A 14,014-nucleotide genomic window follows, 5' to 3' on the forward strand; every position below is an offset into this window, starting at 1 on the left:
CGCCCGTCCCGTTCCTACCTTCCTCCCGTCCACGACGCGAACGAGGGAGGGCGGGCCGATGCGCCGCTTGACGAGGACCCTGATGACGGCGGCCCTGGTGGGGGCGGTGGTCGCGGGGACGGCCGGGTGGGTGTCCGGGGAGGGCCAGGTGCCGGTGACCGGGGCGCCGCCCGGGACGCAGGCGTGGCGGGCGGCGGGGCTGCCGGATCCCGAGCGGATGAGCCCGGCCGGGGCCGCGCGGTACTTCGCGGGCCTGAGCCCGGTACGGCAGCGGGAGTTGGCCCGGACGTACCCCACGGTCGTCGGGAACCTCGACGGGGCGCCGCCGGAGCTGCGGTACGAGGCGAACGCCCGGACCACGACGGTGGGCCGGTACGAGGGGGCGCGGGTCCTCGCCCACGACCCGCGCGGCCGGGGCCAGGTCGTCCTGGTGTACGGGGATCTCCGGCGGGCGGCGCACGTGGCGGTGGTGGTGCCGGGTTCCGACGTGGACGCGGGCCGGGTGCGGCCGCTGGCGGACATGGCGCGGGCCCTGCACCGGGCGACCGGCGGGCGTACGGCGGTGATCGCCTGGGCCGGGTACACGACGCCCGTCGGGGTGGGCGTGGACGCGGCGACCGGCCGGCTGGCCGAGGCGGGCGCGGACCGGCTGGCCCGGTTCACGGACGGGCTCGCCGCCGTCGGTGCCGCCGAGCCGTCCGTCTTCTGCCACAGCTACGGCTCCGTGGTGTGCGGCCTGGCGGCGCACCGGCTGAAGGCGAAGGACCTGGTGGTGTTCGGTTCGCCCGGGATGCGCGCGCCGAACGCGGCCGCTCTCGGCACCTCCGCCCGCGTGTGGGCGGCGAAGGATCCCGCGGACTGGATCGACCGGGTGCCGAACGTGGAGTTCGCCGGTCTCGGGCACGGCACCGATCCGGCCGATCCGGAGTTCGGCGCCCGGCCCGTCCCGACCGGCGACGCAGCGGGCCACGGCGGCTACTGCGCGCCCGGCACCCGCTCCCTGCGGGCCTTCGCCGCGATCGCCCAGGGGCAGGACGTCACCGCTCCCGCCCCCGTGAGCGCCGCCCGGCGGAGCGCGGGAGGTGCGCGGTGAACCGGCTCGTGGAACGGATCGAGGCCCGTACCCCCGCCCACCGCGACCGGGCCGTCGACGGGCTGCGCGCCCTCGCGCTGCTCGCCGTGCCCACCGGGCACTGGCTGCTCGGCGGCTTCACCCTCTCCGGGGACGGCGCGCTCCACAACGCCAGCCCGCTGTCGGCCTTCCCCGGCCTCGCGCCGGTCAGCTGGGTCCTGCAGATGCTGGGGATCTTCTTCCTGGTCGGCGGGTACGCCTCCGTCCTCTCCTACCGGCGGCGCGCGGGCTCCACGCGCGCGTGGCTCGGCGGAAGGCTCGCCCGGCTCGGCCGCCCGGTCCTCGGGGTGACGGCCGTGTGGGCGGTGCTGCTGCCGCTGCTCCACTTCGGCGGCGGGGTGCCGGTGGACACGCTGCGGACGGCGTCGACGCTGGTCGTCCAGCCGCTCTGGTTCGTCGGGGTGTACACGGTGGTCACGGCCCTGACCCCGCTGTGCGTGCGGGCCGCCCGCCGGCTCGGGGCGTGGGCGGCGGCTCCGCTGCTGGGCTCGGTGGCCGTCGTGGACCTGCTGCGCTACGGGCCGTACGCCGACGCCGTGCCGTCCTGGCTGGGGCTGCTGACCATCCTGCCGGGCTGGCTGTTCGCGTATCAGCTGGGCGTCTCGTGGGGCGAGGGCCGGCTCGGCCGGCGCCACGCGTGGGCGCTGCTGGCCGGCGGGGCCGCCCTGTTCGCGACGCTGCTCCTGGCCTTCGGCTACCCGATGTCGATGGTCGGTGTGCCCGGGGAGGCACGCACCAACTCGCATCCGCCGTCGCTGCTCGTCCTGGCCCTCGCGGCCACGCAGAGCGGCGCCGCGATCCTGCTGCGGGAGCGGCTCGGCCGGCTCCTGGCCAGGCCCGCGCTGTGGGCGCCGGTGGTGGTGGTCAACCTGTCCGCGATGACGGTCCTGTGCTGGCACCAGACGGCGATGCTGGCGGCGGCGATCCCCGCCTCGTACGCGGGCGAGGTCGCCGGTCTGGTCGGCGCGCCGGACTCGGCCGGCTGGATCCTGGCCCGCCTCGCCTGGATGCCGGTCTTCGCCGCTCTGCTGGTCGCCGTCGGGCGGTACGCGCGGGCCTTCGAGTCCCCGTGGACGCGGACCGGTCCCGGGCGCCGCGCCCTGGCGGGGGTGCTGGCGGCGGGCTTCGCGGTCTTCGCCCTGGGGACGGGGTGAGGGGCGGGCGCGGCGGTGGCGCTCTCCCCCGCCGTACCCGCCCCCTTTCCCCCGGGTCAGACCTCGCGGGCCAGGGAGGTGAACCGCATGTCCGGGTAGCGGTCGCCCGCCACCTGGGCGGCGATCGGTTCCAGGGCGGCCAGTTCGGCGTCCGTGAGGGTGATGCGGGTGGCGGCGGCGTTCTCCTCCAGGCGGGCGCGCTTGCGGGTGCCGGGGATCGGGACGACCGTCAGGCCGTGCACGGCGGACCGCTGCTGCACCCACGCGAGGGCGATCTGGGCGGGTGTGGCCCCGTGGGCGGCGGCGATCGCGCGGACCGGTTCGAGCAGGGCCGCGTTGCGCCGCGCGTTCTCGCCGGTGAAGCGGGGCTGGTGGACGCGGAAGTCGCCGTCGGCCAGGTCGCGGGAGGCGTCCGCGAACGCCCCGGTCAGGAAGCCCCGGCCGAGCGGCGAGTACGGCACGAAGGTCACGCCGAGTTCGGCGGCGGCCGCGACGGCGCTGCGCTCCACGTCGCGGGAGAACAGCGACCACTCCGACTGCAGCGCGGCGATCGGGTGCACCGCGTGCGCCTCGCGCAGCTCCGGGCCGGTCACCTCGCTCAGGCCCAGATACCGGACCTTGCCCTCCTTCACCAGCTCGGCCATGGCGCCGACCGACTCCTCGAACGGGACGGACGGGTCACGGCGGTGCATGTAGTAGAGGTCGATCGTCTCGACGCCGAGGCGGCGCAGGCTGGCCTCGGCGGCCTTCCTGATGTACGCGGGGTCGTTGTTGATGCCCCGGTGGGACGGCTCCTCGGGGCGGCGCTCGATGGCGAACTTGGTGGCGAGGGTGATCTCGTCGCGGTGGGCGGCGACGAACGGGGCGAGGAACTCCTCGTTGGCGCCGTTGCCGTAGATGTCGGCCGTGTCGATGAGGGTGACGCCGGCCTCCAGCGCCGCGTCGAGGGTGTCGCGGGCGGCGGCCTCGTCGGTCGCGCCGTAGAACTCGCTGATGCCCATGGCGCCGAAGCCCTGGACGCCGATCTCGGGGCCGTCCTGCCCGAGCCGTACGGTGTCGATCCTGCCGGTCCCGCTGGTCGTGTCGGTCCTGTCGGTCATGAGGTCCCTTCCCCGCAGGTGGTGCCGTTGTGGGAGTAGAAGCCGATCTTGTGGTCGAGCACGGCGAGGGTGTCCCGCAGCTCGGCGATCCGGGCCAGGACGTCGCGCCGGGTGGTCTCCAGCAGCTCCCGCCGCTCCGGATGGGTGTGCTCGCCGGCCCGTACGAGCTCGGCGTACCGGACCATGTCCGCGACCGGCATGCCGGTGAGCCGCAGCTTGCCGACGAAGGCCAGCCAGGTCAGGTCACGCTCGGTGAAGCGCCGCTGGCCGGTGTGCGAACGGTCGACGTGCGGCATGAGTCCGATCCGCTCGTACCAGCGCAGGGTGTGCGCGGAGAGACCGGTCAGGGCGGCGACCTCGCTGATGGTGTAGTGGGCCTGGAGAGCCCGGCTGCTCGTGTCCGCGATCACGCTCATGGGCTCCACGCTAGGACCTTGGAGTGCACTCGAAGCAAGTAGGCTCGGCCCCATGGAGAGCAGCGTGCCGAGCCTGGCGTCGATCGAGAACTGGCCCGTCCCCACCGCCGCGGCGGCCGTCGTCCGCGCGGACGGCACCCTGGCCGGGGCCCACGGCCCCACCGGGCAGCGCTTCGCCCTCGCCTCCGTCACCAAGCCGCTGGTCGCGTACGCGGTGCTCGTCGCGTACGAGGAGGGGGCCGTCGACCTGGACGAGCCGGCCGGGCCGGAGGGCGCGACCGTCCGCCACCTCCTCGCCCACACCTCCGGTCTCGCCTTCGACGAGAACCGGGTCATGGCCGCGCCCGGCACCCGCCGGATCTACTCCAACACCGGCTTCGAGGCGCTCGGCGACCACGTCGCCAAGGCGACCGACATCCCCTTCGCCGAATATCTGCACCAGGCGGTCCTGGAGCCGCTCGGCATGACCTCGACCACCCTGGAGGGCTCGCCCGCCAAGGACGGGGTGTCGACCGTGGACGACCTGGTGCGGTTCGCCGCCGAGGTGCAGGCGCCGCGGCTGCTCGACGCGCGGACGGTGCTGGACGCGATGACCGTGACGTACCCGGGGCTCACCGGCATCCTGCCCGGCTACGGGCAGCAGAAGCCCAACGACTGGGGTCTCGGCTTCGAGATCCGGGGCGCCAAGTCGCCGCACTGGACCGGCGCTTCGTCCTCGCCCCGTACCTTCGGGCACTTCGGCCAGGCGGGCACCTTCCTGTGGGTCGACCCCGACGCGCGCGCGGCGTGCGTGGCGCTGACGGACCGGCCCTTCGGGCCGTGGGCGGTGGAGGCCTGGCCGCCGTTCACGGACGCGGTCCTGGCCGACCTGCGCGCCGGCGCCTGAGCCGCCGCCCCTCCGCCCGGTCCCGCCCCGCCGGTTTCAGAGTTCGCCGCAGCGGGCCGGCGGGAGGACACCGTCCGGGCCGGTGACCGCCACCTGCGGCCGGGCCGCCGGGTCCTCCGCGTACGCCACCGTGCACACCAACTGGCGGACGGCCTCGGGGGCCAGGCCGGTGACGGGGAACGGGGTGCGCAGCCGCAGGCGCCTGCCCCCGTCGGGGGCGCCCGCCTTCTCCTCCTCCACGCGCGCCCGCTCGCCGGTCCTCGGCAGCGCGGTCCGCAGGCCCGCGGCGGAGTCGGCCGTGTCCGGGCCGCGCAGCAGCACGGCCAGGGCCAGGTCGGTGGCGGCCTGGGCGCGGTGGGCGGCGTCGGGGGAGACGTCGTAGCCCGGGCCGAAGCCCTCGTACGGGACGCGGGCGCCGCCCGCGCTCCCGCCGGGGTCGGCGGTGGACACCGGACGGAAGCGATCGAAGTCGCGGGACACCGGCATGAGGTGGCCGTCGGGCCCCAGGAAGTAGACCACCACCCGGAACTCGGGGGGTGGAGCGACGGCGACGGTCGCGGGGCCGCCCGCCTCCACCACGTCGGTGCCCCGGACGCCGCAGCCCGTGAGGGAGAGCGCCGCGAGAGCCGACAGGGCCGCGGCGGCGGCCCGCGCGCGCCGGGTCACCGGGGCATCCTGACGGTGAAGACGGCCCCGCCGCCGGGCTGGTTGGCGGCCTCGACCGTGCCGCCGTGGAGCCGTACGTTCTCCCGGGTGATCGCCAGGCCGAGACCGCTGCCCGCCGAACGGGTCCGGGCCGGGTCGGCCTTGTAGAAGCGGTCGAAGACGTGCGGCAGGACGTCGGGGTGGATGCCCGGCCCCCGGTCGGCGACCTCCGTCACGAGCGTGTCCCCCTCCGCGTAGACCCGGACCGTGACGGGGGTGCCGCCGTGGCGCAGCGCGTTGCCGACGAGGTTGGCGACGACGACGTCGAAGCGGCGCGGGTCGAGGCGGGCCCTGATGCCCTCGGCGAGGTGGGGGACGACGCGGTCCGGATCGGTCCAGTGCCGGTTCTGGAGGGTCTTGCGGACGCAGTCGGCGGCGTCGACCTCGTCGGTGTGCAGCTCGGCGGCGCGGGCGTCGAAGCGGGAGATCTCCATCAGGTCCTCGACGAGCACGGCGAGCCGGCCGGTCTCGGCGCTGACCAGGCGGACGGCGCGGGCGGTGTCGCTGTCGAGGGTGCCGGCGTCGGCGTCCTCGTCGAGGACCTCGGTGACGGCGAGCATGCCGGCGAGCGGGGTGCGCAGTTCGTGCGAGACGTCGGAGGCGAAGCGGCGGGCGCGGGCCTCGGCCCGGCGCAGTTCGGCGACGGAACGTTCCAGCTCGGCGGCGGACTCGTTGAACGTGCGGGCGAGGTCGGCGAGTTCGTCGCTTCCCTTGGCGTGGATACGGGTGTCGAGCCGGCCCCGGCCCATGCTGCGGGCGGCCCGCCGCAGCTCCCGTACGGGACGCAGGACGCTCCGGGCGGCGAGCAGCGCCGGGATCAGGGCGACGGCGAGGGCCGGGAGGGCGCCGTCGCGGGCGGCGGCGACCATGGCCTCGATGTTCGCCTCCTCCTCGTCCAGCTCCATGACGGCGAAGAAGACGAGGCCGGTGGGCTGGGCGGTTCCCTGGGTGGCGTGGGTGCGGAAGACGGCCGGGACGGCGATGGTCAGATAGGGGGTGCCGTCCTTGACGACCCGCTGGAAGCTGCTGTGCGGGGTGGCGCCCCGGCCGAGGGCGCGGGCCCGCAGTTCCGGCGTGATGACGCCGGAGGTGGGGCGGTCGGTGGAGGAGACGCGGAGCGTGCCGTACTCGGCGTAGACCCGCCAGGGGCGGGGCTTGCCCTGGCGGGCGATGTTCAGGAGGGTGCCCCGCAGGGTTCCGGTTTCGACGGGCAGGTTGACCGAGAGCGGGTCGACCTGGTCGCGGAACGCGGACACGGCGGTGTTCTGGGTCTGTTCCAGGATCGCGTCGCGGGCGGCGCGGTAGGTGAGGGCGGCGGTGGTGCCGCAGCCGACGGCCGCGACGAGGAGGAAGGCGAGGACGAGCCGGGTCCGCAGGCCGAAGGGGTGCGGGCGGGGCGCGCGGCGGCGCCGGCGGGGCTCCGCGTCCTCCGCCGGGGCCGGGCAGGCCCTCACAGCGGCCCGAAGCGGTAGCCGAAACCGCGCAGGGTCTGGATGTAGCGGGGTTCGCCGGGGGTGTCCTCGATCTTGTTGCGGAGGCGGCGGACGCAGGCGTCGACCAGCCGCGCGTCGCCGTGGTAGCTGTGCTCCCAGACGTGTTCGAGGAGCTGCTGGCGGCTGAAGACCTGCTCGGGCGCGGCCGAGAGGTGGAGCAGCAGCTTCATCTCGGAGGGGGCGAGGGGGAGCCGCTCCCCCGCCTTGGCGACGGTCAGGCCCGCCCGGTCGATGGCGAGTTCACCGTGGAACTCGATGCCGGGCCGGCCGCCGGAGGGCTCCTCCATGCGGCGCAGCACGGCGCGGATGCGGGCCTCGATGACCTCGGTGCGGGCGGGCTTGACGATGTAGTCGTCGGCGCCGGCCTCCAGGCCGATGACGACGTCGAAGTCGTCGCCCCGGGCCGTGAGCATGATGATCGGGAGCTGGCTGGTCTCCCGGACGCGGTGGCAGACCTGGACGCCGTTCATCCCGGGCAGCATGAGGTCGAGCAGCACGAGATCGGGCCGGAACTCCCCGAGCGCGGCGAGCCCCGCCTCGCCGGTGGGGGCGGTGCGGACGGTGTGACCGCGACGGCGGAGACCGAGCTCGACCCCCTCGCGGACGGAGGGGTCGTCTTCTATGAGGAGCACGCGGGGCATCTGCGCAGTATCCCAAGGGGGTGAGGAGGGGACGTCGGGGGGCGGGGGCGGAGGGCGGCGCGTTCTCCTCCCCGTGGGGTCAGCGGCGGAGGCGGCCGGTCGCCCTGTTCAGGAGGGCGTTCAGCTCGGTGAGGCGGAGCGGGCGGGCGAGGAGGGCGAAGACCGCCACGATCGTCAGGGCTCCGGCGGCTCCGGACACGAGCGCGCCGGCCGGTGCCGCCGCGCCGGCCGTGTACAGGCCGAGGCCGGCGGCCGGCACGGCCGCCACGAGCAGCCGTCCGAGGGCGCCCGCGCTCCCGCCGTCGGGCGCGTCCCGGGGGCCGGGCGCGCGGCCCCCACCCGTACCGGAAGGCACCGCGCGGGCACCCGCATCCCGCAGCCGCCGCCCCAGCACGTACGCGGTGAGGCCCCAGCCCGCCCACAGGGCCAGGGAGTAACCGGCGGCCATGCCGGTGACGGTCCAGTGCGGGGGGAGCCAGTGGGCGGCGCAGAGGGCCAGGAGGGCGTTGAGGCCGGCGACGAGGAGGTTGAGGAGGAAGGGCGTGCGGGTGTCGCGCAGGGCGTAGAAGGCGCGGCTGCACACGTACTGGCCGGAGAGGGCGACGAGGCCGGGGGCGAAGGCGGTCAGGGTCCAGGCCATGGCGCGGACGTCGTCACCGCCGGTCTCGCCGTACCGGAAGACGACCGTCATCAGGGGCAGGGCGAGCGCGAACAGCGCGCACGCGGCGGGGACGATCCCCGCCGCGCTGGTGCGCTGCGCGTAACCGATGTCCCGGCGTACGGCCGCGAGATCGCCGTCCGCCGCCGCGCCGCTCATCCGGGGCATGAGGGCGGTGACGAGGGAGACGGTGACGATGCCGTGCGGGACGGTCCACAGCAGATAGGCGTTGTTGTACGCGGCGAGGCCCGAGCCGCCGCCGGTGGTGGCGCCCGCGGAGGTGGCCAGCAGGGTGGTCAGCCAGTAGGCGGCCTGGTTGGTGAGGACGAGCAGCACCAGCCAGCCGGCCGAGCGCAGCGGGGCGGTGAGGCCGCTGCCGCGCCAGTCGAAGCGGGGCCGCCAGCGGAAGCCGGCGGCGCGCAGCGAGGGCAGCAGGGCGAGGGCCTGGAGGGCGATGCCGGCGGTGGTGCCCCAGCCCAGGAGCGCGGTCTCGCCGGCGGTGAGGGCGCCGCCGTCGGCGACGGCGAGGAAGAGGCAGAAGACGCCGACGACGACCACGTTGTTGAGGACGGGGGTCCACATCATGGCGCCGAACCGGCCGCGGGCGTTGAGGACCTGGCCGAGGAGGGTGAAGAGGCCGAGGAAGAAGATCTGCGGCAGGCAGGTGCGGGTGAAGGCGAGGGTCATGTCCCGCTGCGCGCCGGTGTAGTCGGTGTACGCGTCGACGAGCGCGGGCGCGGCGAGGACGGCGCCCGCCGTCAGAGCGAGCAGGGCGAGGGCGCAGACGGTGAGGAGCCGGTCGGTGTAGGCGGCTCCGCCGTCCTCGTGTTCCCTGGCGGCCCTGACGAGTTCGGGGACGAACACGGCGTTGAGGGCGCCGCCGATGAGCAGCGTGTAGACGATGGTGGGGACGGAGTTGCCGACCGCGTACCCGTCGGCGACGAGGCCCGCGCCGAGCGCGGCGGCGACGACGGAGGCGCGGACGAAGCCGGTGGCGCGGGAGACGAGCGAGCCGGCCGCCATGAGGGCGCCGCTGCGCAGGGCGGAGGGGACCGCTTTTCGGCTTCTCCGGCCGGCCGGGGGTGCCGTGAGCGTGCTCGTCATCGGCGGGCCAGATAGGCCTGGAAGGCGCGGTGGAGCGCCTGGTTGGTCCTGCCGTGCAACGGTGTCTCCCATTCCCCCAGCGTTTCGACGATCTGCCCGCCCGTGCCGAGTTTCCAGCGCAGGAGCCCGTGGGCGCGGTCGTCCGGGTCGAGGGTGGAGGGTACTCCGCGCATGTCGTAGACGGCGGCGCCGAGGGCGTGGGCGTCGAGGAGCATGTGCCACTGGAGGGCGTTGGAGGGGCGGACCTCGCGGCGGTGGTCGGCGGAGGCGCCGGTCTGGTACCAGACCCGCCCGCCGACCGTGATCATGGTGTGGGCGGCGAGGATCTCGCCGCCGTGGCGGGCGAGGTAGAGCCGCATCCGGCCGGGGTGTTCGGCGTTGAGGACGGCGTACTGGCGCTCGTAGTACGCGAGGGAGCGGCCGAGCCGGAAGCCGTCGCGTTCCTCGGTGACGCGCAGCAGCCGGTGGAACGCGGGCAGGTCGGCGGCGGAGCCGATGGTGATCTCGACGCCGGACTTGCGGGCCTTGCGGACGTTGCGCCGCCACTCCTGGTTGAGGCCGGCCCACAGGTCGTCGGCGGTGCGGCCGGTGAGCGGGACCTGGAAGACGTGCCGGGGCTGGGCGTCCGCGCCCTCCTCGGAGTCACCGCCGCAGCGCTTCCAGCCGCGGGCGCGGAGGCGTTCGGCGACGGCGGCGCCGAGCGGGTCGACCTCGTCGGCGAGGACGTCGCCGAGCCGCCGGCCGGGGCCGGTGCGGGCCTTGACGGTGGCGGCGGTCCAGCGGCGGTAGGCGGGTGAGGGGCCGATGCGGACGGCAAAGGCGCCGAGCGAGCGGAGGTGTCCGAGGAGCGGGGCGAGCCAGCCGTCGAGGTCGGGGTCGGACCAGTCGGCGACGGGCCCTTCGGGAAGGTAGGCGAAGTGTTTGCGGGTGCCGGGGAAGGCGCGGAGCAGGACGAGGGCGACACCGGTGAGCTCCCCCGACCGCGGTCCCCAGCCGATCAGTTGATGGCTCCAGCCGTCCTTCACGCCGGCCCACGAGGGGAGTTGGAGAAAGCTGGGGCCGTGCGCCCCGGTGGCACGGGAGGTGAGGAAGGCGCGGTACGCCTCCGGGGACACGGGCCCGAGCCGGAGCGGTCCGCCGGCGGGCGCGGGGTGCGCGGCGGGGCCGCCGGGGAGCGGGGAGCCGGCCGGGACGCGGGGGCCGGCGGGCCCGGCCGTCACGAGAAGCGACGCTGACACAACGGGAGCCTCCTTGTTCCGCCCCTCGGTCGTCGGGGCGCACAGCAGGCTCACAGCGCAATGAGACCGGTCCGCGCGGTGCGTGTGACGGGACGGTGACCGTTCCGCCCCGGCCCCCGTCACAAGGGCCCGCGACGGCCCGGGGCCCGCGCGGGCGGCCTAGAGTCCGGAACATCCCGTCCTTCCCTCTTCCCACCGCGGAGGTCTTCCGTGCTGCCCATACGCACGTCCCGCCCCGTTCTCGCGGCCGTCGCCCTGGCCGTCTCCCTCACCGCCTGTACGGCCCAGGCGGCCGGCGGGCCCTCCGGGTCCGGTGGTCCGGCGCCCTCGTCGCGGCCGTCGGGTCCCCCGGCGGAGGTGACGGTGGCCGACCCGGCGGCGGGCCGGCCGGTGACGGTCACGGCCTCGGGCGGCACCCTGAAGGCGGTGCGGGTGACCGACGCCGGGGGCGGGGCGCTCACCGGGCGGGCCGCCGCGGGCGGCACGCGCTGGGTGTCGGACCGCAAGGCGGTGCCGGGCACCTCGTACACGGTGGAGGTGACGGCGCGCGCGGCGGACGGCGGGGAGTCCACGACCCGGTCCTCGTTCTCCACGCCGGAGCCGGAGCGGGTGAACAAGCTGACGCTGGCGCCCGGCAAGAACACCACGGTGGGCGTCGGGCATCCGCTGTCCATCGTCTTCGACCGGCCGGTGACGCGGAAGGCGGACGTGGAACGGCAGTTGAAGGTGACCACCTCGAACGGCACGGAGGGGTCCTGGGGCTGGGTGAAGGACTGGTCGGGCCGCGACCGGGCGGACTGGCGGCCCCGCGCCTACTGGAAGCCGGGCACCAAGGTCACCCTGGAGGCGGACCTCAACGGCACCGACTCCGGGGACGGCTGGTTCGTACGGGACTACCGCACCGGTTTCACCGTCGGCGCCGCGCAGGTGGTGAAGGTGGACCTCGACCGCAAGCGGCTCACCCTGTTCCGCGACGGCCGCCCGGTCCGTACGATCCCGGTCTCCGGCGGCACCCCCGGCGGCGACAAGCGCTCCTGGCGCGGCACGGCCGTCCTGATGGCGAAGGAGGGCACGATCAACATGAACTCGGAGACGGTCGGCCTCGGCGACGCCTACGACAAGATGGTCGACCACTCGATGCGGCTGACGTGGTCCGGGATGTACGCGCACGCGGCGCCGTGGAACGCGCGCCACTTCGGCCGCGCCAACATGAGTTCTGGCTGCATCGGCATGAGCGACGCGGACGCGGCCTCCTTCTACGGGCAGGTCCGGGTCGGCGACCCCTTCGAGATCACCGGCGCGGACACCAAGGGCGTGATCGCGGAGGGCAACGGCTACGGGGCGTGGAACGTGGCGTGGCCGGCGTGGCGGGACAGGAGCGCGCTGCGCTAAAACGTGCCCCCTCCTAGGCGGTCCCGCTCGCCGGGTCCGTCATCTCCCAGACGAGCAGCTCCGCGCCTCCCGGCGCCGACAGCCGCTGTTCCTCCCCGGCGCTGATCCGGGCCGCGTCGCCCGGGCCCAGCTCCTGCGCGCCGATCAGGACCCGGCCCCGCACCACGTGGACGTACACGTGGTCCGCCGCCGGGATGACCACGTGCTCGCCCGGCGCCGGGCGGAGGGCGCGCAGCCGGGCGCCGGCCCGGGGCAGCTCGTACGGGTCGGCGGGGCCGAGTCCGCGCACCACGCGGTACGCGGGGGCGCCGCCGGGTTCGCGGGGGGCGAGCCACATCTGGACGAAGACCAGCGGGGCGCCGCCGTCGTTGCGCTCGACGTGGCGGACGCCGGCGGCGGAGCTGAGGTGCTGGAGGTCACCGGGGCGGATCACGGTCTCGTGGCCGGTGGTGTCCCGGTGGGTCAGCTCCCCCTCGACGACCCAGGTGACGATCTCGGTGTGGCTGTGCGGGTGCTCGTCGAAGCCGGCGCCGGGCGCGAGCCGCTCCTCGTTCACGGCGAGGAGCGCGCCGAAGCGGAGGTTGTCCGGGTCGTAGTACGGCCCGAAGGACAGGGCGTGGCGGGTCTCGATCCCGGCCCCGGGGTCACCGCCCGGGTACCGCTCACCGGCGCGCTGGATGCGTGTCACGGGGCCACGGTAGCGGGCCGGTGCCCGGCGGCGGCGCGGCCGGGGAGGACGGTCGCGGGGGCACGGCCCCGGCGGACCGGCCCCGCGCCGTACCACCTCCGCGGCCCCGCCGGCCGGTCCCGCGCCGGTGCGCGGCCCGGGAACGCGCCCCGGCACCGCACGGGGGCGTCCCGATAAGGCAGTCTTGTCCCCGTGTCTGAACCCGTGAACGCCCCTCACCCGCACGCCGCGACGCTGAAGCGCCTCGAACAGTCCTCCGGGCGGCTCGCCGCCAACGCCATTGCCCGTATGGACGAGACGCTGCCGTGGTACCGGGCGATGCCGCCCGAGAACCGGTCGTGGATCGGCCTGGTCGCCCAGGCCGGAATCGCGGCGTTCACCGAGTGGTTCCGGCACCCGGAGACGCCGCAGGCGATCTCGACCGACGTCTTCGGCACCGCCCCGCGCGAGCTGACCCGGGCGATCACCCTGCGGCAGACCGTCGAGATGGTCCGCACCACGATCGAGGTCATGGAGACGGCGATCGAGGAGGTCGCGGCCCCCGGCGACGAGTCGGTGCTCCGCGAGGCGCTCCTCGTGTACGCCCGGGAGATCGCCTTCGCCACCGCCCAGGTGTACGCGCAGGCCGCGGAGGCCCGGGGCGCGTGGGACGCGCGCCTGGAGTCGCTGGTGGTGAACGCGGTCCTGTCCGGCGAGGCCGACGAGGGCGCCGTCTCACGGGCGGCGGCCCTCGGCTGGAACTCGCCCGAGCATGTCTGCGTGGTCCTCGGCACCGCGCCCGACGGCGACAGCGAGCTGACGGTGGAGGCGATCCGGCGGGCCGCCCGGCACGCCAAGCTCCAGGTCCTGACCGGGGTCCTCGGCGACCGGCTCGTGGTCATCGCGGGCGGCAACGACAACCCGCTGGCCGTGGCGAAGGCCCTGATCGGACCGTACGCGCAGGGCCCGGTGGTGGCCGGCCCCGTGGTCCCCGACCTGCTGGCGGCGACGCGCTCCGCGCAGGCCGCGGCGGCCGGACTCAAGGCCTGTTCGGCGTGGCAGGACGCGCCGCGGCCCGTTCTGGCGGACGATCTCCTCCCGGAGCGCGCCATCGCCTCCGACCCGTCCGCGCGCGAGCAGTTGGTGGAGGAGATCTACAGACCGCTGGAGGAGGCAGGCTCGGCGCTCCTGGAAACGCTGAGTGTCTACCTGGAGCAGGCGAGCAGCCTCGAAGGCGCCGCGCGCATGCTCTTCGTACACCCGAACACCGTGCGCTACCGGCTCCGACGTGTGACCGATGTCACCGGCTGGTCACCCTCCGACGTCCGCTCCGCCTTCACTCTGCGGATCGCGCTCATCCTCGGGCGCTTGGCCGACGCCGATCAGCAGTCCTAGACTTTTGTCGAACACCAACAATTCCCCCGACGG

The 14,014-nt window shown here is 75.3% G+C and carries 13 protein-coding genes; 5 read left to right on the forward strand and 8 right to left on the reverse strand.

Going from position 1 to position 14,014, the window contains the following annotated elements:
* Positions 1-58: 58 nt before the first annotated feature.
* Complete coding sequence (locus ABTY40_RS00640) at positions 59-1,093, forward strand: alpha/beta hydrolase (protein ID WP_352057515.1); 1,035 nt, start codon at positions 59-61, stop codon at positions 1,091-1,093.
* On the forward strand, positions 1,090-2,286 hold the full coding sequence (locus ABTY40_RS00645) for an acyltransferase family protein (RefSeq protein WP_352057516.1): 1,197 nt from the start codon (positions 1,090-1,092) through the stop codon (positions 2,284-2,286). Before ABTY40_RS00640 ends, ABTY40_RS00645 begins: the two co-directional genes overlap by 4 nt.
* Positions 2,287-2,342: 56 nt before the next feature.
* Here the strand turns inward: ABTY40_RS00645 and ABTY40_RS00650 are convergent, their stop codons facing one another.
* Complete coding sequence (locus ABTY40_RS00650) at positions 2,343-3,386, reverse strand: aldo/keto reductase (RefSeq protein ID WP_352057517.1); 1,044 nt, start codon at positions 3,384-3,386, stop codon at positions 2,343-2,345.
* Positions 3,383-3,802, reverse strand: a complete 420-nt coding sequence (locus ABTY40_RS00655) for a MerR family transcriptional regulator (RefSeq protein WP_352057518.1) — start codon at positions 3,800-3,802, stop codon at positions 3,383-3,385. The genes ABTY40_RS00650 and ABTY40_RS00655 overlap by 4 nt, the downstream gene beginning before the upstream one ends.
* 52 nt (positions 3,803-3,854) lie before the next feature.
* Between ABTY40_RS00655 and ABTY40_RS00660 the strand changes: the two genes are divergently transcribed.
* The gene (locus ABTY40_RS00660; RefSeq protein ID WP_352057519.1) at positions 3,855-4,688 is read left to right on the forward strand and encodes a serine hydrolase domain-containing protein; all 834 of its coding nucleotides are present in this window, start codon (positions 3,855-3,857) and stop codon (positions 4,686-4,688) included.
* Between the two features lie 36 nt (positions 4,689-4,724).
* Here ABTY40_RS00660 and ABTY40_RS00665 read toward each other — a convergent pair whose 3' ends face one another.
* From ABTY40_RS00665 to ABTY40_RS00685, 5 genes are all read right to left on the reverse strand, one after another.
* Positions 4,725-5,354, reverse strand: a complete 630-nt coding sequence (locus ABTY40_RS00665; RefSeq protein ID WP_352057520.1) for a hypothetical protein — start codon at positions 5,352-5,354, stop codon at positions 4,725-4,727.
* Positions 5,351-6,847: an ATP-binding protein gene (locus ABTY40_RS00670; protein WP_352057521.1), complete on the reverse strand. Its 1,497-nt coding sequence runs from the start codon at positions 6,845-6,847 to the stop codon at positions 5,351-5,353. Before ABTY40_RS00670 ends, ABTY40_RS00665 begins: the two co-directional genes overlap by 4 nt.
* On the reverse strand, positions 6,844-7,527 hold the full coding sequence (locus tag ABTY40_RS00675; protein ID WP_352057522.1) for a response regulator: 684 nt from the start codon (positions 7,525-7,527) through the stop codon (positions 6,844-6,846). The genes ABTY40_RS00670 and ABTY40_RS00675 overlap by 4 nt, the downstream gene beginning before the upstream one ends.
* Before the next feature lie 79 nt (positions 7,528-7,606).
* Positions 7,607-9,289, reverse strand: a complete 1,683-nt coding sequence (gene murJ, locus ABTY40_RS00680) for a murein biosynthesis integral membrane protein MurJ (RefSeq protein ID WP_352057523.1) — start codon at positions 9,287-9,289, stop codon at positions 7,607-7,609.
* Complete coding sequence (locus ABTY40_RS00685; RefSeq protein ID WP_352057834.1) at positions 9,286-10,404, reverse strand: lipid II:glycine glycyltransferase FemX; 1,119 nt, start codon at positions 10,402-10,404, stop codon at positions 9,286-9,288. The genes murJ and ABTY40_RS00685 overlap by 4 nt, the downstream gene beginning before the upstream one ends.
* 333 nt (positions 10,405-10,737) lie before the next feature.
* On the opposite strand from ABTY40_RS00685, the gene ABTY40_RS00690 reads away from it, so the two are divergent.
* Positions 10,738-11,919 (forward strand): L,D-transpeptidase, encoded by a 1,182-nt coding sequence (locus ABTY40_RS00690; RefSeq protein ID WP_352057524.1) that lies wholly within the window; start codon positions 10,738-10,740, stop codon positions 11,917-11,919.
* A 13-nt stretch (positions 11,920-11,932) separates the two neighbouring features.
* On the opposite strand, the gene ABTY40_RS00695 is transcribed toward ABTY40_RS00690, so the two are convergent.
* Positions 11,933-12,607, reverse strand: coding sequence for a pirin family protein (locus ABTY40_RS00695; RefSeq protein WP_352057525.1), 675 nt, complete (start codon positions 12,605-12,607; stop codon positions 11,933-11,935).
* Positions 12,608-12,799: 192 nt separating this feature from the next.
* Here ABTY40_RS00695 and fasR point away from each other — a divergent pair, with 192 nt between their 5' ends.
* Complete coding sequence (gene fasR / locus ABTY40_RS00700; RefSeq protein ID WP_352057526.1) at positions 12,800-13,981, forward strand: fatty acid biosynthesis transcriptional regulator FasR; 1,182 nt, start codon at positions 12,800-12,802, stop codon at positions 13,979-13,981.
* Positions 13,982-14,014: the final 33 nt, after the last annotated feature.

The sequence above is a fragment of the Streptomyces sp. NPDC126503 genome (genome assembly GCF_040302405.1).
GTDB lineage: Bacteria > Actinomycetota > Actinomycetes > Streptomycetales > Streptomycetaceae > Streptomyces > Streptomyces gulbargensis.